The organism is Citrobacter sp. MGH 55, assembly GCF_016906145.1.
Lineage (GTDB): Bacteria > Pseudomonadota > Gammaproteobacteria > Enterobacterales > Enterobacteriaceae > Citrobacter_A > Citrobacter_A amalonaticus.
This window is the reverse complement of sequence record NZ_CP070239.1, coordinates 4,849,746-4,874,148: the sequence shown is the minus strand read 5'-3', so window position 1 is coordinate 4,874,148 and position 24,403 is coordinate 4,849,746. Positions and strand designations below refer to the sequence as shown.

The window sequence follows — 24,403 nt, the reverse complement described above, 5'->3', positions numbered from 1 at the left end:
AATTTGATTACGCGGCGGGCGGCGGTGATGATGCGCGCCATGATTTCAGGTCTGATGGAAAACTGGCTTTTTGCCCCCCAATCGTTTGATCTCAAAAAAGAAGCGCGGGATTACGTCGCCGTTTTGCTGGAAATGTTAACATTTTGTCCCACCTTACAGTCGACGGGGCCTGACGCCGTATCCTGACGCTACTCCAGGAATAATCCTGGTCGGTTTCGCTGCCGCTATTCTGTCTGACAGAGCCGTGATATTCTTGCGCGTTGACTATTTTCGGTCGTCTTTTCGGTTCAGAAACCTTCATTCACATGACTATGTTGCCGCTCTATAAACGTGCTCAGCACCGAGTTTTTATCACGGTGGCTGTTTTCATCTTAATGCTATCCTGCCAGTCTCTGGCGCTTGCTCGCGCATCGTCAAACAGCGATCTGCCCTCGAAGGCGGATGTGCAAAGCCAACTGGATACGCTCAATAAGCAAAAAGACCTCTCCGCGCAGGATAAACTGGTTCAGCAGGATCTCGTCGAGACCATTGCAACGCTTGAGAAAATCGAGCGGGTGAAAGACGAGACGACCCAGCTTCGTCAGCGCGTGGCGCAGGCACCAGAAAAAATGCGTCAGGCGACAGAGGCGCTGAGTGCGCTCAGCGATGTGGATAATGATGATGAAACGCGTAAGACGCTCAGTACGCTTTCATTACGCCAGTTAGAACTGCGCGTGGCGCAGGTTCTGGATGATTTGCAGAACGCGCAAAACGATCTCGCCACCTATAACAGCCAGCTCGTTTCCCTGCAAACGCAGCCCGAGCGTGTACAAAATGCGATGTATACGGCTTCTCAGCAGCTTCAGCAGATCCGCAACCGGCTGGACGGCACCAGCGTGGGCGAAGCGGCGTTGCGACCGACTCAGCAGGTGCTTTTACAGGCCCAGCAGACGTTACTGAACGCCCAGATCGATCAACAACGTAAAAGCCTGGAAGGCAATACGGTGTTGCAGGACACCCTGCAAAAGCAGCGTGACTATATTACGGCAAACAGCAACCGGCTCGAGCACCAGTTACAGCTACTGCAGGAAGCGGTCAACAGCAAGCGTCTGACCTTAACGGAAAAAACGGCGCAGGAGGCCATTTCCCCGGATGAAACCGCGCGGATCCAGGCCAACCCACTGGTGAAACAGGAACTGGAAATCAACCATCAGCTCAGCCAGCGCCTGATCACCGCGACGGAAAATGGCAACTCGCTGATGCAGCAAAACATCAGGGTCAAAAACTGGCTGGACCGCGCACTGCAATCTGAACGCAATATCAAAGAACAAATCGCGGTGCTGAAGGGCAGTCTGCTGCTGTCGCGTATTCTCTATCAACAGCAGCAAACGCTGCCGTCGGCGGATGAACTCTCGGACATGACCAACCGCATTGCGGACCTGCGTCTGGAGCAGTTCGAAATCAACCAGCAGCGTGACGCGTTGTTCCAGAACGATGCGTTCGTGGCTAAGCTGGAAGAAGGCCACAGTAATGAAGTGAATGACGAAGTCCACGATGCGCTGTTACAGGTTGTCGATATGCGCCGTGAACTGCTGGACCAGTTGAACAAGCAACTGGGTAATCAGCTCATGATGGCCATTAATCTGCAAATTAATCAGCAGCAGTTAATGAGCGTCTCGAAAAGCCTGAAAGAGATCCTGACCCAGCAAATCTTCTGGGTAAACAGCAACCGGCCAATGGACTGGGACTGGATCAAAGCCTTCCCGCAGTCGCTGAAAGATCAGTTCAAGTCGATGAAAATCACGGTGAACTGGGAAAAAGCGTGGCCGGCGGTGTTTATCGCCTTCCTGGCTGGGTTGCCACTACTGCTCATTGCCGGCTTGATTCGCTGGCGTCTGAAGTGGCTGAAAGCCTGGCAGCAGCAACTCGCCGCCGCGGTGGGATCGCTGCGCAATGACAGTCAGCTAAACACACCGAAAGCGATTCTGATCGATCTGATTCGTGCGCTGCCGGTATGTCTGCTGATTCTGGCGGTCGGCCTGATTTTGCTGACCATGCAGTTAAACATCAGCGATCTGCTGTGGGCATTCAGTAAAAAACTGGCAATCTTCTGGCTGGTTTTCGGGCTGTGCTGGAAAGTGCTCGAAAAAGACGGGGTGGCGATTCGCCATTTCGGTATGCCTGCGCAACTGACCAGCCACTGGCGTCGCCAGATTGTGCGCATCAGCCTGGCGCTACTGCCGCTGCACTTCTGGTCAGTCGTGGCAGAGCTTTCTCCCTTGCATCTGATGGACGATGTGCTGGGGCAGGCGATGATTTTCCTCAACCTGCTGCTGATCGCGTTTCTGGTCTGGCCGATGTGCCGCGAAAGCTGGCGTGATAAAGAGTCACATGGCCTGCGCCTGGTGACGATCACCATCCTGTCAATCATCCCGATTGCGCTGATGGTGCTGACGGCAACCGGCTACTTTTACACCACGCTGCGCCTGTCGGGCCGCTGGATTGAAACCGTTTATCTGGTCATCATCTGGAACCTGCTCTACCAGACGGTGCTGCGCGGTTTAAGCGTCGCGGCGCGGCGTATCGCCTGGCGTCGTGCACTGGCGCGTCGGCAGAATCTGGTGAAAGAGGGGGCCGAAGGGGCAGAACCGCAGGAAGAACCCACCATCGCGCTGGAGCAGGTGAACCAGCAAACGTTACGCATTACGATGCTGCTGATGATTTCACTGTTTGCGGTGGTGTTCTGGGCGATTTGGTCCGATCTGATCACCGTGTTCAGCTATCTCGACAGCATTACGCTCTGGCACTACAACGGCACCGAAGCGGGCGCAGCGGTAGTGAAAAGCGTGACGATGGGCAGCCTGCTGTTTGCCATTATCGCGTCGATGGTCGCCTGGGCGTTGATCCGCAACCTGCCGGGTCTGCTGGAAGTGCTGGTGCTGTCGCGTCTTAAAATGCGCCAGGGCGCCTCGTACGCCATCACCACGATCCTGAACTACATCATCATTGCCGTTGGGGCGATGACGGTCTTCGGTTCGCTCGGCGTGTCGTGGGATAAACTGCAATGGCTGGCGGCGGCCTTATCGGTCGGTCTCGGTTTCGGCTTGCAGGAGATTTTCGGTAACTTTGTCTCGGGTTTGATCATTTTGTTCGAACGCCCGGTGCGGATTGGCGATACGGTGACGATCGGCACATTCTCCGGTACCGTCAGCAAGATCCGTATCCGCGCAACCACCATTACCGATTTCGATCGCAAAGAGGTGATCATCCCGAACAAGGCGTTTGTAACCGAGCGCCTGATCAACTGGTCGCTGTCTGATACCACCACCCGTCTGGTGATCCGCATTGGCGTGGCGTACGGTTCGGATCTGGATAAAGTGAAGAAAGTCCTGCTTCAGGCCGCGATGGAGCATCCGAAGGTGATGCACGATCCCGAGCCGGCGGTGTTCTTCACTACCTTCGGTGCCAGTACCCTGGATCATGAACTGCGTCTGTACGTGCGTGAACTTCGCGATCGTAGCCACACGGTTGATGAACTGAACCGATCAATCGATCGTCTGTGCCGTGAAAATAACATTGATATCGCCTTTAACCAGCTTGAAGTGCATCTGCGCAACGAGAAGGGCGATGAGGTCACAGAGGTGAAACGCGAGATTAAAGGCGACGATCCGGCGCCTGCGGTTTAATCAAACGATCGCATGCCTGATGGCGTCACTTGCGTCTTAATCCGGCCTACAACGCAGGGTAAATTCCAATACCCGCTCAGAAATGTAGGCCTGATAAGCGCAGCGCCATCAGGCAAAAATCAATCAAGTTTGTCAGCAGTCTGAGCCACTTTTTTTTCATAGTCCCGTTTAACCATTTCCAGCGCTTTCAACACGGTATCCGGGGCGACATGGTTTTCTTCCAGCAATACAATCAAATCGACGGCCAGTTTGACCTCATCCGGGGCGTTTTCAAGTGACATAGCGTCTCCAGGGATTAGCGAGTTAAACGCGCCAGGACACGTTCAATATTGTCCAGCGCCTTACGACAGCGCGCCAGACGGCCTTCATAGATTTCCACTTCGCGTTGCAGCGTTTGTTGTTCGTCCAGACGGGTGACCTGAGCCAGCCGCGCTTTGCGTTGCGCGGTCATTTCCTGCAAACGTTGCTCAAATTCCTGATGCTGGATGCGTTTGCGTTGCCAGTGTGCCAGACCCGGCGAGGCGCTGTCCCACTCCCGCAGCGACCAACTGGCGGTTTCGCGGGAGATTGCCTCCAGTTGCGACGCCAGATGTTCCGCCAGCCAGGCCACTTGCGGCAGTTGCTGCTGTTCAACTGCCTGACGTAGCGCCTGAAGGTGGCCTTCAGCTTCATCCAGACAGGCCTGGAGCAGGGTGCTACGCGTCTGAAAAAGATGGCGATCGAAACGGGCGCTGATCGTGGCATGCTGCGCCACCGGCGCACAGCGTTGGCGCAGGAGGGCGAGCTGATCTTCCAGCTTTTGCAGCAGCATGGCGGTTTTCACTGTAACACTCCGATGAAAATGATAACTGTTATGCTAAAGTAGCGTTCTGGTTTGCGATATTCCTTTATTATGCAACGAATCCTTTTAATCATCACGGGTTGGCTGGCGGTTGTATTGGGGACGCTGGGCGTCGTGTTGCCTGTATTGCCGACGACACCGTTTATCCTGCTGGCTGCCTGGTGCTTTGCCCGCTCATCGCCGCGTTTCCATAACTGGTTACTCTACCGCTCGTGGTTTGGCAGCTATTTGCGATTCTGGCAGAAATATAAGGCTATGCCGCCGGGCGTTAAGCCCCGCGCGATCGTAATGATCCTCATCACCTTCGCCGTATCGCTGTGGTTGACCCCGATGTGGTGGGTGCGGATCCTGCTGCTGGTGATCCTGGCTTGCCTGCTGGTATTTATGTGGCGAATACCTGTGATTGACGAAAAGCAACAAAAGCACTGAAGCATAATAATCGCGGTTGCAATTGCGAGCGGTAGCCAGTAAATTCGACCGTTTTCGAGCACAGGCGCACTGGGTCAAATTAATGCAGCCAACAAAGAGGCCGCTTGAAGGATGAAGTGTATAGTGCGCCGTGAAGTAACACCGTATTAATCAGGCACAAACTTATGACCGCAACTGCACAGCAGCTTGAGTTTCTCAAAAATAGCATTAAAAGCATTCAGGACTACCCGAAACCGGGCATTCTTTTCCGTGATGTCACCAGCTTACTGGAAGATCCGAAAGCTTACGCACTCAGCATCGAATTGCTGGTTGAGCGTTACAAAAATGCAGGCATCACCAAAGTTGTCGGTACCGAAGCTCGCGGCTTTCTGTTTGGCGCGCCGGTAGCGTTGGGTCTGGGCGTTGGCTTTGTGCCGGTGCGTAAACCGCGCAAGCTGCCGCGTGAAACGATCGCTGAAAGCTACGAACTGGAATACGGCACCGATCAACTGGAAATCCACCTTGATGCGATCCACGCCGGTGATAAAGTGCTGGTGGTTGACGATCTGCTGGCAACCGGCGGTACGATTGAAGCGACCGTGAAACTGATCCGTCGTCTGGGCGGCGAAGTGACCGATGCGGCGTTCATCATCAACCTGTTTGACCTCGGCGGCGAACAGCGTCTGGCGCAGCAGGGCATCAACTGTTATAGCCTGGTTCCTTTCCCGGGGCACTAATCGGCTCAACAGCACCTGACGTATTAGCTGAAGACATGACCTCGCTGAATTAGTGAGGTTGTGTTAGCATTCCCCCCTATGAATCCACCTTCCAGCGTTTCAGAGCCAGCCAATGAGTTATCAGGTTTTAGCCCGAAAATGGCGCCCACAAACCTTTGCTGACGTCGTCGGCCAGGAACATGTGCTGACCGCACTGGCGAACGGCTTGTCGTTAGGGCGTATTCACCATGCATATCTTTTTTCCGGTACCCGGGGTGTCGGTAAAACCTCCATTGCCCGTCTGCTGGCAAAGGGACTGAATTGCGAAACCGGCATTACCGCCACGCCGTGCGGCGTGTGTGATAACTGCCGTGAAATCGAACAGGGGCGATTTGTCGATCTGATTGAGATCGATGCTGCCTCGCGCACTAAAGTTGAAGACACCCGGGATCTGCTGGATAACGTCCAGTACGCCCCGGCGCGCGGTCGATTCAAAGTTTATCTGATCGACGAAGTGCATATGCTGTCTCGCCACAGTTTTAACGCGCTGCTCAAAACGCTTGAAGAGCCACCGTCGCACGTCAAATTCCTGCTGGCGACAACCGATCCGCAGAAGCTGCCGGTGACCATTCTGTCCCGCTGCCTGCAGTTCCATCTTAAGGCGCTGGATGTCGACCAGATCCGCCATCAGCTTGAACACATTCTTAACGAAGAGCAGATAGCCCACGAGCCGCGCGCACTGCAACTGCTTTCCCGTGCGGCCGATGGCAGTCTGCGTGACGCGCTGAGTCTGACGGATCAGGCGATAGCCAGCGGTGATGGCCAGGTTTCCACCCAGGCGGTGAGCGCGATGCTCGGCACGCTGGATGACGATCAGGCGCTGTCGCTGGTGGAGGCGGTAATCGCTGCCGACGGTGAACGGGTGATGACGCTGGTCAACGAGGCCGCAGCGCGGGGAATTGAGTGGGAAGCACTGCTGGTCGAAATGCTTGGTCTGCTGCACCGTATTGCGCTGGTCCAGTTGTCTCCTGCCGCACTCGGCGGCGACATGGCGACGATCGAAGTGCGCATGCGTGAACTGGCGCGCACCGTGCCGCCGGCGGACGTTCAGCTTTATTACCAGACGTTGTTGATTGGCCGTAAAGAATTGCCGTACGCGCCAGACAGACGCATGGGCGTTGAAATGACCTTACTGCGGGCGCTGGCGTTTCATCCGCGTATGCCGCTACCAGAACCCGAGGTTCCGCGACAATCATTTGCCCCTGTCGCGCCAACGGCGGTAATGACGCCGACCCAGGTGCCGCAGCAGTCTGCACCCGCGCAACCGGCCCCGGCAGCACCGCTACCGGAATCCACCAGTCAGGTGCTGGCGGCGCGCAACCAACTGCAACGTGCGCAGGGAGCAACCAAAGCAAAAAAGAGTGAACCGGCAGCCGCACCCCGCGCGCGGCCGGTGAATAACGCTGCGCTGGAAAGACTGGCTTCGGTATCAGAACGCGTACAGGCTCGTCCTGCACCGTCTGCGCTCGAGCAGGCGCCGGCGAAGAAAGAGGCCTATCGCTGGAAGGCGACCACGCCGGTTGCTGAAGTGAAAGAGGTGGTGGCGACACCAAAGGCGCTGAAAAAAGCGCTGGAGCATGAGAAAACACCGGAACTGGCAGCTAAGCTTGCCGCAGAAGCGATTGAACGCGATCCGTGGGCGGCACAGGTCAGCCAGCTTTCGCTGCCAAAACTGGTTGAGCAGGTCGCTCTCAACGCCTGGAAAGAAGAGAACGATAATGCGGTCTGTCTGCATTTGCGTTCCAGCCAGCGTCACCTGAATTCCAGCGGTGCGCAGCAAAAGCTGGCGGAAGCACTGAGTCAGCTTGCGGGATCAACGGTTGAACTGACCATCGTAGAAGATGATAATCCGGCGGTGCGAACGCCGCTGGAGTGGCGTCAGGCGATTTATGAAGAGAAACTTGCGCAGGCGCGTGAGTCGATAGTTGCGGATAACAACATCCAGACCCTGCGTCGGTTCTTCGATGCGGATCTGGATGAAGAGAGTATCCGCCCCATTTGATCGTAAGCGACGCTTATGGTTGTCATCCCTTAACGTGATTGAGAGAGAAGCCTATGTTTGGTAAAGGCGGTCTGGGTAACCTGATGAAGCAGGCCCAGCAGATGCAGGAAAAAATGCAGCAGATGCAGGAAGAAATCGCGAAGCTGGAAGTGACCGGTGAATCCGGTGCGGGTCTGGTGAAAGTGACCATCAACGGCGCGCATAACTGCCGTCGCGTGGAGATCGACCCAAGCCTGCTCGAAGATGACAAAGAGATGCTGGAAGATCTGGTTGCTGCTGCGTTTAACGATGCTGCCCGTCGCATTGAAGAGACCCAGAAAGAAAAAATGGCCTCTGTCTCCTCCGGTATGCAACTGCCGCCAGGCTTTAAGATGCCGTTCTGATGCAAACCAGCCCGCTGTTAACTCAGCTTATGGAAGCACTGCGCTGCCTGCCGGGCGTTGGCCCGAAGTCGGCGCAGCGCATGGCGTTTACGCTGCTTCAGCGTGACCGCAGCGGCGGGATGCGTCTGGCGCAAGCGCTCACCCGGGCGATGTCGGAAATCGGTCACTGCGCCGATTGCCGCACCTTCACCGAGCAAGAGGTTTGCAATATCTGTTCAAATCCGCGTCGTCAGGAAAACGGCCAGATTTGCGTGGTCGAGAGTCCTGCGGATATCTATGCGATTGAACAGACCGGGCAGTTTTCTGGGCGCTACTTCGTGCTGATGGGGCATTTGTCGCCGCTCGACGGCATCGGGCCGGATGATATCGGTCTCGACAGACTTGAGCAGCGCCTGTCCTGCGAGCAACTCAGTGAAGTGATCCTCGCGACCAACCCGACGGTCGAAGGGGAAGCCACGGCGAACTACATTGCTGAACTCTGCGCGCAATATGGCGTTGACGCCAGCCGTATCGCACACGGCGTGCCGGTCGGCGGTGAACTGGAGATGGTGGACGGCACCACGCTGTCACATTCTCTGGCAGGACGCCACAAGATTAAATTCTGAACAAACGGAGGCTGTGCTCGCGGCCTCCGCTTGAAATCCCCCCCGGTTGTCCCCATTTCACCCTCAACGTGTTTTTACCATTGAAAATGGCATTGTTGAGGTAGATCTACATGAAAGGACAAGAAACTCGTGGTTTTCAGTCAGAAGTAAAACAGCTTCTGCATCTGATGATCCATTCTCTGTATTCCAATAAAGAAATCTTCCTGCGTGAGCTTATCTCTAACGCCTCCGATGCGGCAGACAAGCTGCGTTTTCGCGCGCTGTCGAACCCGGACCTCTATGAAGGCGACGGTGAACTGCGTGTACGCGTCTCCTTCGATAAAGATAAGCGTACGTTGACCATCGCCGATAACGGCGTGGGGATGAACCGTGATGACGTGATCGATCATCTGGGGACCATCGCGAAGTCCGGGACCAAATCCTTCCTTGAATCCATGGGCTCCGATCAGGCGAAAGACAGCCAACTGATTGGTCAGTTTGGCGTAGGCTTCTATTCGGCCTTTATCGTCGCGGATAAAGTCACGGTCCGCACTCGCGCCGCAGGCGACAAGCCGGAGAACGGCGTGTTCTGGGAATCAGCGGGCGAAGGTGATTACACCGTTGCCGATATCACCAAAGACGATCGCGGAACGGAAATCACGCTGCATCTGCGTGAAGGCGAAGACGAGTTCCTCGATGACTGGCGCGTACGTTCCATCATCAGCAAATATTCCGACCATATCGCCCTGCCGGTTGAGATTGAAAAACAGGAAGAGAAAGACGGCGAAACCGTCGTTACCTGGGAGAAAATCAACAAGGCGCAGGCGCTGTGGACCCGTAACAAGTCGGAAATCAAAGACGACGAGTACAACGAGTTTTACAAGCATATCGCGCACGATTTTACCGATCCGCTGACCTGGAGCCACAACCGCGTAGAAGGAAAGCAGGAGTACACCAGTCTGCTGTACATCCCGTCGCGGGCACCGTGGGACATGTGGAACCGCGATCACAAACATGGCCTGAAGCTGTACGTCCAGCGCGTCTTTATCATGGACGACGCCGAGCAGTTCATGCCGAACTATCTGCGCTTCGTGCGAGGGCTTATTGATTCCAACGATCTGCCGCTGAACGTTTCTCGTGAGATCCTGCAGGACAGCACCGTCACCCGCAACCTGCGTAGCGCGCTGACTAAGCGTGTTCTGCAGATGCTGGAAAAACTGGCGAAAGATGATGTGGAAAAATACCAGACGTTCTGGCAGCAGTTTGGTCTGGTGATGAAAGAAGGGCCGGCGGAAGATCATGCTAACCAGGAAACCATCGCCAAACTGATGCGTTTCGCGTCGACGCATACCGACTCTTCTGCGCAGACCGTCTCTCTGGAAGACTACGTCTCTCGCATGAAAGACGGGCAAGAGAAGATTTACTACATTACCGCTGACAGCTATGCGGCAGCGAAGAGCAGCCCGCACCTGGAACTGCTGCGTAAGAAAGGCATCGAAGTGCTGTTGCTCTCCGATCGCATTGACGAGTGGATGATGAACTATCTGACCGAGTTTGACGGTAAGGCGTTCCAGTCCGTCGCCAAAGCGGACGAGTCTATCGACAAGCTGGCCGATGAGGTTGATGAAAGCGCGAAAGAAGCGGAAAAAGCGCTGACACCGTTTGTTGAGCGCGTGAAAAATCTGCTGGGCGACCGGGTGAAAGACGTACGTCTGACGCACCGTCTGACCGATACGCCGGCGATTGTCACCACCGACGCGGACGAAATGAGCACCCAGATGGCGAAACTGTTTGCCGCAGCGGGTCAGAACGTACCGGAAGTGAAATACATCTTTGAACTCAATCCGGACCACGTGCTGGTGAAACGCACGGCGGATACCCAGGATGAAGCGCAATTCAACGAGTGGGTTGAACTTCTGCTGGATCAGGCGTTGTTTGCTGAGCGCGGCACGCTCGAAGATCCAAACCAGTTCATCCGCCGCATGAACCAACTGCTGGTTTCCTGATAACTGCGATGTGAATGCCGGATAAGCGTGATTGCTATCCGGCATTTCTTTTAATCGCCTCTCTTTTCTAAATTTTCCCTCATTAACCGTTTCAGCGCTGGCACCTTCCTTGAGACAAATGCGTGATGGTGGTATCGTTTAGCGCTTTTTTAAAAATATCGACAACCTTTAAGGGGATTTTCGTAATGCGTATCATTCTGCTTGGCGCTCCGGGCGCGGGTAAAGGAACTCAGGCTCAGTTCATCATGGAGAAGTATGGTATTCCGCAAATCTCCACCGGTGATATGCTGCGTGCCGCCGTGAAATCTGGCTCCGAGCTGGGCAAACAAGCGAAAGACATCATGGACGCCGGTAAGCTGGTGACGGATGAGCTGGTGATCGCGCTGGTAAAAGAGCGTATCGCGCAGGAAGATTGCCGTAACGGTTTTCTGTTAGATGGTTTCCCGCGCACGATTCCGCAGGCTGACGCCATGAAAGAAGCCGGTATCGTGGTAGATTATGTTCTCGAATTCGACGTACCGGATGAGCTGATCGTTGACCGTATCGTTGGTCGTCGCGTACACGCTGCGTCTGGCCGCGTTTACCACATCAAATTCAACCCGCCTAAGGTTGAAGGTAAAGACGACGTGACCGGCGAAGAGCTGACCACCCGTAAAGACGACCAGGAAGAGACCGTGCGTAAGCGTCTGGTAGAATACCATCAGATGACGGCGCCGCTGATTGGTTACTACCAGAAAGAAGCGGCAGCAGGTAACACGCAATACGCGAAAGTTGACGGGACTCAGGCCGTTGCTGACGTGCGCGCCGCGCTGGAAAAAATCCTCGGTTAAGTTTTTCGCGTAGTGAACCTTTTATCAGGCCTGCCATTGTCGCGTAGGCCTGATAAGCGTAGCGCCATCAGGCAAATTCTCGTTTTACCTCTCACAGCAATTAGTTCTTCTTACTCACTTTTCCGCTACAATTATCAACAATTTGAATCGATAAGAGGCGGTAATGCGTCAGACGAAAACCGGTATCCTGCTGGCAAATCTTGGTACTCCCGATGCCCCCACTCCGGCGGCAGTAACACGCTATCTCCGGCAATTCTTAAGCGATACACGCGTTGTCGATACGCCCCGTGTATTGTGGTGGCCGCTGCTGCGCGGCGTGATTTTGCCGCTTCGCGCCCCGCGTGTGGCAAAGCTTTATCAGTCTGTCTGGATGGAAGGCGGCTCTCCGCTAATGGTCTACAGCCGTCAACAGCAGCAGGCGCTTGCTGCGCGCCTGGCGGACACGCCCGTCGCGCTGGGCATGAGCTATGGCTCGCCGTCACTGGAAAGCGCGGTGGACGAGCTGCTGGCAAACCACGTGGATCATATCGTCGTGCTGCCGCTGTACCCGCAATATTCCTGCTCAACGGTTGCTGCGGTCTGGGATGAGCTGGCGCGCATTCTGGCGCGTAAACGTCGTATTCCCGGCATTTCGTTTATTCGCGATTACGCCGACGATCGCGCTTATATTGACGCGCTGGCGAACAGTGCGCGGGCTTCGTTCGCCGAACACGGCGAACCGGATTTGCTGCTGTTGTCCTACCACGGCATTCCGCAGCGCTTTGCTGATGAAGGCGACGACTATCCGCAACGCTGTCGCGACACGACCCGTGAGTTGGTTTCTGCGCTCGGTCTGCCGCCAGAAAAAGTAATGATGACCTTCCAGTCGCGTTTTGGTCGTGAACCGTGGCTGACGCCCTACACGGATGAAACGCTGAAGATGTTAGGCGAGAAGGGAACGGGCCATATTCAGGTGATGTGTCCGGGCTTCGCGGCGGATTGTCTGGAGACGCTGGAAGAAATTGCGGTGCAGAATAAAGAGATCTTCCTCGAAGCGGGCGGTAAAAAGTATGAATATATTCCGGCGCTAAATGCCGCACCGGAACATATCGATATGATGCTGAAACTGACAGCCCCGTACCGCTAACGTGCAGCGTTAATCTGCTGAGTGAAGAAACGCGCACCATCGCGTAAGGCGTCATCGGCAGATTTCATCATGCGTGAGTAGTGCAGAAAGGCGTGCAGCGTGCCGGGATACATTTTGTATTCGCAGGGCTGTTGGTTCGCCTGAAGCGTCTCGAAGAGCAGACGGCTGTCGTCGATCAGCGGGTCAAACTCCGCACCGGCGATAAAGCAGGGCGGCACATCGCGCGTCAGGTCGTTGTTGAACAGGCAATAGTACGGCGACTCGCGATCGTCGGCATCACGCAGATACATTCTTTCGTACATCTCCAAATCCTGGCGGCTGAGGCCGTCCCACTCACCGCCCATCAGCCGACGACTTACCGAGTCCTGCAAGCCATACAGGCCGTACCACAACAGCACGCCTGCCACCTTTCCACAAAATATGTGCTTATCGCGCAGCCACAGCGCGCTGGCGAGTGACAGCATCGCACCAGCGGAATCACCGGCAAAGCCAATGTGCGTCATATTCAACTGATAGTCGTCCGCCTGCTGATAAAAGAACTGGCAGGCGGCAATGGTCTCTTCAATGGCCTGCGGAAAGCGCGCCTCAGGTGAGAGTGAATAGTCGACGCCGATTACCGTGCACTGGGTATAGCTTGCCAGCAGGCGCATGATTCGGTCATGGGTATCCAGATTCCCGAGAATACAACCGCCACCATGCAGGTAAAACAGCGTGGCCTGACTGTCTGGCGTCGGGCTGTACAGGCGCGTTGTCACCTCTCCCCAGGGCGTGGGGAGGGCATATTCCCGCGTTGGCATTTGCGGTGCATCCGCGTTCCAGAAGCGCCGTTCAAGAATGTAGTGTTGGCGCATCGCTGGCACATCATCGGCGGCAGGCCAGGGAGGCAAATCGTCCTGCCGGACATTCAGCACCGCGCGCATCTCGTCTGAAATGCTGGCCAGTACGGGAAGTTTATTCTCTGGTTTCATAAAACGCTCCTTGTGAAATCGACCCATTGTAAAAGCTTCCGTCGTGGAAACTGCGATCCGTTCGTCTGTTATTGAAACTCTGTCGTCCAGAGGGGAATGTGCTACCATGCACCGCTCAGTTATCCACCTGTAAAAACAGCTATGAAATTTCCCGGTAAACGCAAATCCAAACACTATTTTCCTGTCAACGCACGCGATCCACTGCTGCAACAAATCCAGCCAGAACATGAAACCAGCGCCGCATGGGTGGTGGGGATCGATCAAACGCTGGTCGATATTGAAGCGAAAGTGGATGACGCGTTTGTACAACGTTATGGACTGAGTGCCGGGCATTCACTGGTGATTGAAGACGATGTGGCCGAAGCGCTGTATCAGGAACTGGTGCGTGACAATCTGATCACCCATCAGTTTGCCGGTGGCACGATTGGTAACACTATGCACAACTACTCGGTGCTGGCCGATGACCGTTCGGTGTTGCTGGGCGTGATGTGCAGCAACATCGAAATTGGCAGCTACGCCTACCGCTATTTGTGCAACACCTCCAGCCGGACCGACCTCAACTATCTGCAGGGCGTTGACGGGCCGATTGGCCGCTGCTTTACCCTGATAGGCGAATCCGGTGAGCGTACCTTCGCCATCAGCCCAGGGCACATGAACCAGCTGCGCGCGGAAAGCATTCCGGAACCGGTGATTGCCGGGGCATCGGCGCTGGTGCTGACCTCCTATCTGGTACGCTGCAAGCCAGGCGAGCCGATGCCGGAAGCCACCATGAAGGCCATTGAGTACGCTAAAAAGCACAATGTGCCCGTGGTGCTGACGCTTGGGACCAAATTCGTGATCGCCGATAACCCACAGTGGTGGCAGGGTTTCCTGAAAGAGAACGTCTCAATCCTGGCCATGAATGAAGAAGAGGCCGAAGCGCTGACCGGTGAAAACGATCCGCTGCTGGCATCTGATAAAGCGCTGGACTGGGTCGATCTGGTGTTGTGTACCGCCGGACCGGTAGGGCTGTACATGGCGGGCTTTACCGAAGAGGAAGCCAAACGCAAAACTCAACACCCGTTGTTGCCTGGGGCGATTGCCGAATTTAACCAGTATGAGTTCAGCCGCGCGATGCGCCATAAAGACTGTCGCAATCCGCTGCGCGTCTATTCCCATATCGCGCCGTATATGGGCGGTCCGGAAAAGATCATGAACACCAATGGCGCTGGTGACGGCGCGCTGGCAGCGCTGCTGCACGATATTACCGCCAACAGCTATCACCGTTCGAACGTGCCGAATTCCAGTAAGCATAAGTTCACCTGGCTGACCTATTCGTCATTAGCTCAGGTGTGTAAATATGCCAATCGTGTGAGTTATCAGGTACTGAACCAGCACTCTCCGCGTCTGACGCGTGGACTGCCGGAGCGTGAGGATAGCCTCGAAGAGTCGTACTGGGATCGTTAAGTCATTATGCCGGATGGCGACGTAAACGTCCTATCCGGCCTGGCGTAACCATTATCTGTGTCATCACGTAGGCCTGATAAGCGAAGCGCCATCAGGCAAACGAGCCGATGCCACGACGATCACCCGGTCACGATTTCATCCGCAGGGGGTGTTTCCAGCAGTTCCAGCATCGTACGGGCGATTTCACGCTCGCCCATCACGACCTGATTAGCGCCGCGTTCGGTAATGTACTCGACCTCATCGTCATAATGCGCACGAGCAATAATCTCAATATTCGGGCACTTCTCGCGGGCAGACGCAACAATTTCGCCTGCCTCATAGCCGTTCGGAATAGTGAGGATTAGCCAGCGGGCGCAGTCCAGATGCGCCAGATTCATAATCTCTTCATTGGCGGCATTCCCCAGCACCGCGCGGATCCCGCGCTCGCGTAGCTCATCCACTCGTGTCCGCGACGTTTCGATAACCACTAACGGCATCCCGGCCGCCATCAGTTTTTCACCGAGCAGACTGCCGACGCGGCCAAAACCGACCAGCAGCGCGTGGTTGCAGATATCCACCGGAATTTGCTTCTCTTCCTCGATAGCCTCTTCCAGCGTTTGTTCTTCCAGCGTCTCGGTTTTTGCCAGATATTTTTCCAGCAGAGCAAACAGCACCGGGTTGAGCATAATCGACAGAATCGCCCCTGCCAGCACCAGATTTTGCCCTTCCTGCGGCAGCAGGTTCAGCGCCATCCCCAGACCGGCGAGAATAAAGGCGAATTCACCAATCTGCGCCAGGCTGGCGGCGATGGTCAGTGCGGTGCGCGGCGAGTGGCCAAACAGACGCACCAGGAAAAAGGCGGCGACCGACTTACCAAAGATAATGATGGCAAGCGTTGCCAGCACGGCCAGCGGTTGTTGGACCAGAATCAGCGGATCAAACAGCATACCGACGGAGACAAAGAACAGGACAGCAAACGCGTCGCGCAGCGGCAGGGTATCGTGGGCCGCGCGGTGGCTCAGTTCCGATTCATTCAGTACCATCCCGGCAAAGAACGCGCCCAGCGCGAAGGAGACATCAAACAGTTCCACTGCGCCGAAAGCGATACCTAATGCCAGCGCCAGTACGGAAAGGGTAAACAGTTCGCGGGAGCCGGTTGCCGCGCTGCGTGCCATAATCCACGGTACCAGACGGCGGCCAACCAGCATCATAATGGCGATAAAGGCGATAACTTTACCGATGGTAATGCCCATGTCGACGGCCAGCGAGGCGAAGCCGACGTCACCTTTTTCCACCATTCCGGCGACGGCTGGCAGCAGCACCAGCGTCAGTACCATTACCAAATCTTCAACAATCAGCCAGCCGATGGCGATCTGCCCTCGCTGACTGTCGACCAGTTGTCGTTCTTCAAGCGCGCGCAGCAGCACCACGGTACTGGCGGTTGAAAGACATAAACCAAAGACGATACCGGTCATCAGCGACCAGCCCAGCATGGCGGAAAGAGCCATACCCAACAGCGTCGCCACGGCTATCTGGGCGATCGCGCCGGGAATGGCTATCGACTTTACCGCCATCAAATCCTTCAGTGAAAAGTGCAAACCGACGCCGAACATCAGCAGAATAACGCCAAGCTCAGCGAGCTCCGGCGCAAGTTTGGTATCAGCCACAAAGCCTGGCGTAAAAGGGCCGGCCAGAACGCCCGCTAACAGATATCCCACCAGAGGAGAAATACGCAGTTTATTGGCAAGCATGCCGAGTATAAAAGCGAGCACAAGGCCGCCAACAATGGTGGTGATAAGCGGGGTGGCGTGATGCATTCCGTCTCCTTTGGTAGCTGATTTCCAAAATTCCAGGTAATAGTTTATGACAATTTTGACTATTATGTTTATGAATAATTATTGAATTTTGAAGAAAACTGCAATTTGAGCTGAAAAAAGCACGGATCGGAAAACGAATGGGCTGTAGACAGAGCAAAGGCTTATGGCAGCAGGTTGAGAGGGCGGCTAAAGTTTAGCTTTAGCCGCAAAAACTCAGGCTTTATGCCGGTTATCAGGTAGGAATATGGTCAAGATCCCCAGAAGTGGCAGGAAAGCACAGATTTTATAGACTAACTCGATGCTGGTATGGTCAGCGAGCAGACCTAACACCGCGGCTCCCAGGCCACCCATCCCAAAGGCAAAACCAAAAAACAGACCAGAAACCATGCCGATACGACCCGGCAGCAGCTCCTGGGCATACACCAGAATGGCGGAAAACGCCGAGGCGAGAATAAAACCAATGATCACCGTTAAAATGCCGGTCCAGTGCAGGGTGGCATAAGGTAAAATCAGCGTAAACGGCGCGACGCCGAGGATAGAGCCCCAAATGACATATTTTCTGCCAATCTTATCGCCTAAAGGCCCGCCAATTACCGTTCCTGCAGCAACCGCAAACAGGAAAGCAAAGAGGTGAAATTGCGCGTTTTGTACCGATAATCCGAATTTTTGCATCAGATAAAAGGTGTAATAGCTGCTGATGCTCGCCATATAGAAGTATTTCGAGAAAATCAGGATCAGCAGGACGCTGACCGCAAGCACCACCTTATTGCGCGGCAGTGGATTGATAATCGTTGCTTTTGGTTTCCCCTTGCTCATTCGATGCTGCGCGGCATACCAGCGGCTGATTTGCGCCAGCACGACAATGGCCAGCAGCGCCGCAAGAACGAACCAGGCCACATTACCTTTGCCGTAAGGGGCGATAATCACTGCCGCCAACAACGGACCGAGGGAGCTACCAAAATTACCGCCCACCTGGAAGATGGACTGGGCAAGACCGTGGCGTCCGCCTGAGGCCATACGCGCCACACGGGACGATTCCGGGTGGAATACCGAAGAACCGGTGCCGACCAGCGCGGCAGCCAACAGCACGGTGCCAAAACTGCCGGCCATTGCCAACAGCACCAGACCGCTTAGCGTAAAGCACATGCCAATCGGCAGCGACCACGGCATTGGGTACTTATCGGTCCAGTAACCAACCACCGGTTGTAGTAGCGAAGAGGCCAACTGGAAGGTCAGGGTGATCATCCCTATCTGCATAAAGGTCAGTGAAAATTCGGACTGTAATAGCGGATAGATCGCCAGAATTAACGACTGAATCATATCGTTAAGCAGATGTGAAAGGCTGATCGCGCCTAAAATGCCGAACGACGTGCGTGCCTTAGCGACTGGCGCGGACGCACCAGGTGCTGGCTGGGTTTGTTCACTCATTGCCATAGAAAGTCACTTCTGTCTGATTTGCGATGTATGCGCTTTATCCTTCACGCTACCCGGATGCAACGTGAATGATGTTGCGCACAGGGGAATATCGTCATTGTGATTATTACCTGACTAACATACCTGCGGACGAGGTTTGAAGGAAGTCTCAATTCTGAAAACTTATTCGACTATTATTTCAGATAATTGTAATTTCAGCCGAGTGAAGGAATCAGGGAGAGAAACATGAAATTTTTGAAACGGGGTGTGGCGCTGGCACTGTTCGCCGCATTCACGCTGGCAAGTCAGCCTGCTCAGGCTTATGAAAAAGATAAAACCTATAAAATCACCATTCTGCATACCAACGATCACCATGGCCATTTCTGGCGCAGCGAATACGGCGAGTACGGTCTCTCAGCGCAAAAAACGCTGGTGGACGGGATTCGTCGCGAGGTGGCTGCCGAAGGGGGCAGCGTCCTGCTGCTGTCCGGCGGTGATATCAATACCGGCGTACCCGAATCGGATCTACAGGATGCTGAGCCCGACTTTCGCGGGATGAACCTGATTGGTTATGACGCGATGGCGGTCGGTAACCACGAATTTGATAATCCGCTCACCGTCCTGCGTCAGCAGGAGAAGTGGGCGAAGTTCCCGTTTCTCTCAGCCAATATTTACCAGAAAAGTACCGGCGAGCGCCTGTTTAAACCCTGGGCCATTTTTAAACGCCAGGATTTGAAAATCGCGGTGATCGGTTTGACCACCGACGACACGGCGAAAATCGGTAACCCTGAGTTCTTCACCGATATTGAATTTCGCAAACCAGCGGAAGAGGCAAAGGTGGTGATTCAGGAATTGCAGATGAATGAAAAGCCGGACGTCATGATTGCCACCACTCATATGGGGCATTACGACAACGGCAACCACGGATCGAACGCACCGGGCGACGTTGAAATGGCGCGCAGTCTGCCGGAGGGCGCGCTGGCGATGATTGTGGGTGGTCACTCACAGGACCCGGTGTGCATGGCGGCGGAAAATAAGAAACAGGTGGATTACGTTCCCGGTACGCCGTGTGCACCGGACAAACAGAATGGTATCTGGATCGTGCAGGCTCATGAGTGGGGGAAATACGTGGGTCGCGCGGACTTTGAGTTCCGTAACGGCGAGATGAAAATGGTCAACTATCAGCTGATTCCGGTGAACCTGAAGAAGAAAGTGACCTGGGAAGACGGGAAAAGTGAGCACGTACTTTACACCCCGGAAATCGCGGAGAATGCGCAGATGCTCTCGCTGTTGTCACCGTTCCAGAATAAAGGAAAAGCGCAGCTGGATGTGAAAATTGGTGCGGTGAATGACCGACTGGAAGGCGATCGCAGCAAGGTCCGTTTTGTACAAACCAACATGGGGCATTTGATTCTGGCTGCGCAAATGGCGCGCACTGGTGCCGATTTTGGCGTTATGAGCGGCGGCGGCATTCGTGACTCGATTGACGGCGGGGATATCACCTATAAAAGCGTGCTGAAGGTTCAGCCATTCGGCAACGTTGTCGTATATGCCGACATGAACGGTAAGGATGTGACGGACTATCTGACGGCCGTGGCGCAAATGAAACCGGACTCCGGCGCCTATCCGCAGTTTGCCAGGGTTAGCTTTGTGGCAAAAGAGGGCAAGCTCAACGATTTGAAAATCAACGGCGAGCCGGTTGACCCGGCAAAAACCTACCGTATGGCGACGCTCAGCTTTAACGCGACCGGCGGCGACGGCTATCCGCGTATTGATAACAAACCGGGGTACGTCAACACCGGGTTTATTGATGCGGAAGTGCTGAAGGAATACATTCAGAAAAACTCACCGCTGGATGCCAGTGCGTATGAGCCGAAGGGGGAAGTTAGCTGGCAGTAACAGGGCGGAGTGCCGGATAGCGGTGCGGGCACCTTATCCGGCCTACAGGTTAGTGCGGTTTCCTGGCCTGATAAGCGTCGCGCTATCAGGCCATCATTCTATAATCACTTAATCCCGGCGGGCGATATCGGCGAATTCAGCCTCCAGAATCGCGGCTAAATCAACCGCCGCCAGTTCAATATCCAGCCCGCGTTTGCCGCCAGAGACAAAAATGGTGTCAAACGTCCGGGCTGGCGCATCAATCAGCGTCGGTAGACGTTTTTTTTGTCCCAGTGGGCTAATGCCGCCGACCAGATACCCGGTCGTGCGTTGCGCAACCAGCGGATCGGCCATATCGACCTTTTTCGCGCCGAGTGCTTTGGCGACTTTTTTCAGATCCAGTTGTCCGGCCACGGGCGTGACTGCAACCGCCAGATGTTTCATATCGCCATTCACCGCCACTAGCAGCGTTTTGTACACCTGATCGGCATTCAGCCCTAACTTGCGCACCACCTCATCGCCGAAGTTGGTCTCGGCGGGATCGTGGTCGTAGGTATGGATCCTGAACGTAATTTTGTTTTTTTCGAGTAATTTAACGGCGGGTGTCATAGCTATTTTTCCTGGCTAAACCAAATGACGAGTCAAGCATATCTCTAACGAATGTTCGAAATATAGTACCATCTTGCGCAATTATGTTGGCAGGATGCAGAGTTTGAGCGACAATCGACATACACCGTCGCATTAAGCGGCGGCATAATAATAATGATGAAATTCCTCTTTGACGGGCCAATAGAAATATTGGCCACTTTTTTTATCGCATCAGCTCCGGCAGATTTCCCTCTCCATAAAGGTGCAGCGCGCCGACGGCCACCACATAGCGACCCGCAGGCAGTGCCGCCAGACGATCCCGCCAGGCGATATTGCGTTGATGCATCAGCACATCGTACAGCGACTGACTGAAGGTGTTGGGAAGCGTCAGGTGATTGTCCTGCGGCGGGGAGTCAAGCCACCAGCTCATCATCTGTTGCAGTAACCGGGCGTTGGTGTGCCAGTGCGTTAGTGTGTCCTCCAGCAGCGCCAGGCCGTTGTCCGGCAGTTCACACAACAGTGCAATCTGGCTGGCGGCACCTTCCAGTTCAATCACCGGTTTTTCTGCCTTTTTCGCGGCCTGCAACAGCTGATAATCAATACCGTACTCCGGGCGTAACCCCAACTGTTGCGCCTGGGTGGCCTGCAACACCATCGCGATTTGCCACAGCGGTTGCGTAGAGAACAGGGAAGGGGAGATCCCCAGTTCATCAGTCGCGCGATGCAGATTGCGCAACTGCTCCTCGCTGATGCGCTCTTCCAGTGCGGCAAATTCGGGTAGATCGGCAAAAGGGCTGTCATTGCCGGAGACGTCGGCCTCAACAATTAGTGCATCGGCGCTGTTAAGCTTTTTGAGCAGTCTGGCAGGGAGAGGGGACATATCGCGACTGCCCATATGAATACTGCCAATCAGGTGGAAATGGCGGTTGCCGGGCAACGAAACATCAATGGCGGGCCAGGTATAGCGATTGCCGGATAGCGTAGCGAAGAATGTTTTTACCCGGTAAAACAGATCCATGCGACCTCCCTAATCAGAAGCCCATGCTAACGCGTGGCCCAGGGGTGTGCAATGTGTGAATTGCCGGATGGCGGCGCTAAAACGCCATCCGGCATCGCTTACTCTTTCGGTTTAAAGCGCAGCAGTCGGTTCGCGTTGCTCACCACGGTAATGGACGAGAGCGCCATCGCCGCACCGGCAACCACCGGGTTCAGCAACGTACCGGTAAACGGCCACAGAATACCGGCTGCAACAGGAATACCGATGCTGTTGTAGATGAATGCGCCAAGCAGGTTTTGCTTCATGTTTCGAAGCGTTGCGCGGGAAATAGAGAGTGCATCTGCCACGCCCATCAGGCTATGACGCATCAGAGTAATTGCAGCGGTTTCGATAGCCACATCGCTGCCGCCGCCCATTGCGATCCCGACATCGGCTTGCGCCAGCGCCGGTGCATCATTGATGCCGTCACCGACCATCGCCACCTGACGCCCCTGGCTTTGCAGACGTTTAATGGCATCGGCTTTACCGTCCGGCAGAACGCCGGCAATCACCTCATCAATTCCCGCCTCTTTGGCGATGGCGTTAGCCGTCGTCGGGTTATCGCCGGTTAACATCACCAGACGATAGCCGGCGCGGTGCAGTCGCTGAAGGGCGGCCACGCTGTCGCTACGCAACGGATCGCGCACGGCCAGCAGCGCTGCCGCTTTACCATCAATCGCCAGCAGCACCGGCGTAGCGCCCTGAGAAGCCTGGGCCGATATCTCGGTTTCCAGTTCGCGAATGTCAACCTGCTGCTCGTTCAGCAGGGCCTGGTTGCCCAACAGCAGCGTATGCCCTTCGGCTTCACCGCTAACGCCTAATCCACGCAGGGTGCGGAAACCGTTGACCTGCGGCAGTGCACCATCACCGGCTTTGTCGAGAATCGCTCGCGCCAGCGGGTGGCTGGAGCCTTGCTCAAGCGCCGCCGCCAGACGCAGCACCTGCGCCTCATCAGTCTCGCCTACAGTTTTAATCGCCACCACCTGGGGTTTGCCTTCGGTCAGTGTCCCGGTTTTGTCGAAGACCACGGTATCCAGAGTGCTGGCGCGCTGCAGCGCATCGGCATCTCGCACCAGTACGCCAAACTCAGCCGCACGACCCACGCCGGAAATAATAGACATTGGCGTTGCCAGACCCAGCGCACACGGACAGGCAATAATCAGTACTGTGGTTGCAATCACCAGGGTGTAGACAATTTGCGGCGCCGGGCCAAAGAAGTACCAGATACCCGCGCTGACCAGCGCAATCACGACCACAACCGGAACAAACACGGCGGAAATCTTATCGGCCATCTGACCGATTTCCGGCTTACTGCTCTGGGCCTGGCGCACCATACGGATAATGCGCGACAGCGTCGTATGGCTGCCGACTGCGCTGGCGCGAAACAACACGCTGCCATCCTGCACAACGGTACCGGCATGCACACTGTCGCCTTCCCCTTTTTGCTGTGGGATAGGTTCGCCGGTAAGCATCGCCTCATCCAGCCAGGCTTCGCCTTGGGTGATTTCACCGTCAACCGGTACGCGGTCGCCGGTGGTCAGACGCAACAGCATCCCCGGTTGAACCTCTGCCAGCGGTACGCTCTTTTCACCGTCTTCTGTCACCACTCGCGCCGTTGGCGGCGTGAGATCGAGTAATTTTTCCAGCGCCTTAGACGAGCGCTGACGCGCGCGGGCTTCCAGCATGTGTCCGAGGTTAATCAGACCAATGATCATCGCGCTGGCTTCATAATAAAGATGACGCGCTTCCATCGGGAACCACTGCGGCCACAGGTTGACGCTCATCGAGTACAACCAGGCTACGCCGGTGCCCAGCGCCACCAGGGTGTCCATCGTGGCGGTACCGTTCATCAGGCTCTTCCACGCGCTGCGATAAAAATGGCCGCCGGCAAAAACCATCACGGCGAGCGTCGCCAGACCTATCGCCAGCCACAGGCTGCGGTTGTCGGCGGTCACCATCATGTTATCGCCCATCATCCCCCAGACCATCACCGGCACACCCACCAGCAGGGCGACAATCGCCTGCCAACGGAAGCGTTTCATTGTCGCGACGGCGGTTTCCTGCTGGCGCTCACGGCGTTTGAGATCGTCTTCAATCGCCTCCGCGCCATAGCCGGCTTTTTCCACCGCCTGGACTAAATCGGCAGCGGACGCACTGCCCATCACCAGCGCAGTACGTTCCGCGAGGTTTACCCGTGCCTGCGTGACCCCGGGAACGCTTTGCAGCGCATTTTGTACCCGGGAAACACAGCTGGCGCAGCTCATGCCGCTTAACAGCAGCTGTTGGCTCTCATCTTCAGCCGTCGCTGCCGGAAGCTCAGGAGGGACCGCTGCCAGTGCTTCCGACGGGATTGATGACTCCGCCAGCGGTTTAGCCTTTGGGTGGCTTAACTCTGCGCCGTAACCGGCTTGTTTGATGGTGTCGATAAGCGCTTCGGCGCTGGCGGTACCGGTGACGAGCGCTTCAGTCACGGTAACCTCAGCCTGTTCAACATCCGGGCGTTGTTCAAGGCTCTCTTTTACGCGTTTGACGCAGTGACCGCAGGACAGGCCGTCCAGGGTCAGGTTGATAGTGTGAGACATCTCTTCACTCCTTTATTACAGGGATTAACTGACTGTGATAAAGGTTAAACCTTCCAGCAAGGGGAAGGTCAAGTG

At 55.3% G+C, this 24,403-nt stretch carries 19 protein-coding genes, 1 pseudogene and 1 other annotated feature; of the genes and pseudogenes, 12 read left to right on the top strand and 8 right to left on the bottom strand.

Translation table 11 applies throughout. From position 1 onward, the window contains the following. Positions 1-186, top strand: a pseudogene (locus JTI98_RS20315) (DNA-binding transcriptional repressor AcrR); the annotation flags it as partial. Between the two features lie 119 nt (positions 187-305). Next, a complete protein-coding gene (gene mscK / locus JTI98_RS20310) occupies positions 306-3,665 on the top strand; it encodes a mechanosensitive channel MscK (protein ID WP_044265261.1) in 3,360 nt (1,119 codons plus the stop codon). Between the two features lie 119 nt (positions 3,666-3,784). Here the strand turns inward: mscK and rsmS are convergent, their stop codons facing one another. Next, the gene (gene rsmS, locus JTI98_RS20305) at positions 3,785-3,946 is read right to left on the bottom strand and encodes a pleiotropic regulatory protein RsmS (RefSeq protein ID WP_043001554.1); all 162 of its coding nucleotides are present in this window, start codon (positions 3,944-3,946) and stop codon (positions 3,785-3,787) included. A gap of 14 nt (positions 3,947-3,960) precedes the next feature. Next, positions 3,961-4,488: a primosomal replication protein N'' gene (gene priC / locus JTI98_RS20300; protein WP_216081738.1), complete on the bottom strand. Its 528-nt coding sequence runs from the start codon at positions 4,486-4,488 to the stop codon at positions 3,961-3,963. Positions 4,489-4,557: 69 nt separating this feature from the next. On the opposite strand from priC, the gene JTI98_RS20295 reads away from it, so the two are divergent. The 8 genes from JTI98_RS20295 to hemH all read left to right on the top strand — a co-directional run bounded on the left by JTI98_RS20295 (position 4,558) and on the right by hemH (position 12,621). Continuing rightward, positions 4,558-4,935 carry a DUF454 family protein gene (locus JTI98_RS20295; RefSeq protein WP_043001552.1) on the top strand — a complete coding sequence of 126 codons (378 nt, stop codon included), beginning with the start codon at positions 4,558-4,560 and terminating at the stop codon, positions 4,933-4,935. A 164-nt stretch (positions 4,936-5,099) separates the two neighbouring features. Next, complete coding sequence (gene apt / locus JTI98_RS20290) at positions 5,100-5,651, top strand: adenine phosphoribosyltransferase (protein WP_043001551.1); 552 nt, start codon at positions 5,100-5,102, stop codon at positions 5,649-5,651. A 112-nt stretch (positions 5,652-5,763) separates the two neighbouring features. Further along, the gene (gene dnaX / locus JTI98_RS20285; protein WP_044258928.1) at positions 5,764-7,692 is read left to right on the top strand and encodes a DNA polymerase III subunit gamma/tau; all 1,929 of its coding nucleotides are present in this window, start codon (positions 5,764-5,766) and stop codon (positions 7,690-7,692) included. Continuing rightward, positions 7,025-7,089: a sequence feature (DnaX frameshifting element), on the top strand. (Overlaps the previous gene by 65 nt.) 53 nt (positions 7,693-7,745) lie before the next feature. Beyond that, complete coding sequence (locus JTI98_RS20280) at positions 7,746-8,075, top strand: YbaB/EbfC family nucleoid-associated protein (RefSeq protein WP_001515903.1); 330 nt, start codon at positions 7,746-7,748, stop codon at positions 8,073-8,075. Then, positions 8,075-8,680: a recombination mediator RecR gene (gene recR, locus JTI98_RS20275; RefSeq protein ID WP_043001549.1), complete on the top strand. Its 606-nt coding sequence runs from the start codon at positions 8,075-8,077 to the stop codon at positions 8,678-8,680. The genes JTI98_RS20280 and recR overlap by 1 nt, the downstream gene beginning before the upstream one ends. A 110-nt stretch (positions 8,681-8,790) precedes the next feature. Next, entirely contained in the window at positions 8,791-10,665 is a 1,875-nt protein-coding gene (htpG, locus tag JTI98_RS20270; protein ID WP_044328407.1) for a molecular chaperone HtpG, read from the top strand. Between the two features lie 185 nt (positions 10,666-10,850). Then, positions 10,851-11,495, top strand: coding sequence for an adenylate kinase (adk, locus tag JTI98_RS20265; protein WP_043001547.1), 645 nt, complete (start codon positions 10,851-10,853; stop codon positions 11,493-11,495). A 163-nt stretch (positions 11,496-11,658) separates the two neighbouring features. After that, complete coding sequence (gene hemH / locus JTI98_RS20260; protein ID WP_043001546.1) at positions 11,659-12,621, top strand: ferrochelatase; 963 nt, start codon at positions 11,659-11,661, stop codon at positions 12,619-12,621. On the opposite strand, the gene aes is transcribed toward hemH, so the two are convergent. Beyond that, positions 12,618-13,589, bottom strand: coding sequence for an acetyl esterase (gene aes / locus JTI98_RS20255; protein ID WP_044328408.1), 972 nt, complete (start codon positions 13,587-13,589; stop codon positions 12,618-12,620). The genes hemH and aes overlap by 4 nt on opposite strands. A 141-nt stretch (positions 13,590-13,730) precedes the next feature. Between aes and gsk the strand changes: the two genes are divergently transcribed. Beyond that, on the top strand, positions 13,731-15,035 hold the full coding sequence (gene gsk, locus JTI98_RS20250) for an inosine/guanosine kinase (protein ID WP_046401517.1): 1,305 nt from the start codon (positions 13,731-13,733) through the stop codon (positions 15,033-15,035). Between the two features lie 119 nt (positions 15,036-15,154). Here the strand turns inward: gsk and ybaL are convergent, their stop codons facing one another. Further along, positions 15,155-16,831 carry a YbaL family putative K(+) efflux transporter gene (ybaL, locus tag JTI98_RS20245; RefSeq protein WP_058587727.1) on the bottom strand — a complete coding sequence of 559 codons (1,677 nt, stop codon included), beginning with the start codon at positions 16,829-16,831 and terminating at the stop codon, positions 15,155-15,157. A 213-nt stretch (positions 16,832-17,044) separates the two neighbouring features. Then, positions 17,045-18,265, bottom strand: coding sequence for a fosmidomycin MFS transporter (fsr, locus tag JTI98_RS20240; RefSeq protein WP_043001542.1), 1,221 nt, complete (start codon positions 18,263-18,265; stop codon positions 17,045-17,047). A gap of 225 nt (positions 18,266-18,490) precedes the next feature. Between fsr and ushA the strand changes: the two genes are divergently transcribed. After that, the gene (gene ushA / locus JTI98_RS20235; protein ID WP_043001541.1) at positions 18,491-20,143 is read left to right on the top strand and encodes a bifunctional UDP-sugar hydrolase/5'-nucleotidase UshA; all 1,653 of its coding nucleotides are present in this window, start codon (positions 18,491-18,493) and stop codon (positions 20,141-20,143) included. Between the two features lie 108 nt (positions 20,144-20,251). On the opposite strand, the gene ybaK is transcribed toward ushA, so the two are convergent. The 3 genes from ybaK to copA all read right to left on the bottom strand — a co-directional run bounded on the left by ybaK (position 20,252) and on the right by copA (position 24,328). Continuing rightward, positions 20,252-20,731 (bottom strand): Cys-tRNA(Pro)/Cys-tRNA(Cys) deacylase YbaK, encoded by a 480-nt coding sequence (ybaK, locus tag JTI98_RS20230; protein ID WP_043001540.1) that lies wholly within the window; start codon positions 20,729-20,731, stop codon positions 20,252-20,254. 202 nt (positions 20,732-20,933) lie between these two features. Beyond that, the gene (locus JTI98_RS20225; RefSeq protein WP_216081737.1) at positions 20,934-21,728 is read right to left on the bottom strand and encodes a TraB/GumN family protein; all 795 of its coding nucleotides are present in this window, start codon (positions 21,726-21,728) and stop codon (positions 20,934-20,936) included. Positions 21,729-21,826: 98 nt separating this feature from the next. Next, complete coding sequence (gene copA, locus JTI98_RS20220; protein ID WP_216081736.1) at positions 21,827-24,328, bottom strand: copper-exporting P-type ATPase CopA; 2,502 nt, start codon at positions 24,326-24,328, stop codon at positions 21,827-21,829. Positions 24,329-24,403 lie beyond the last annotated feature (75 nt).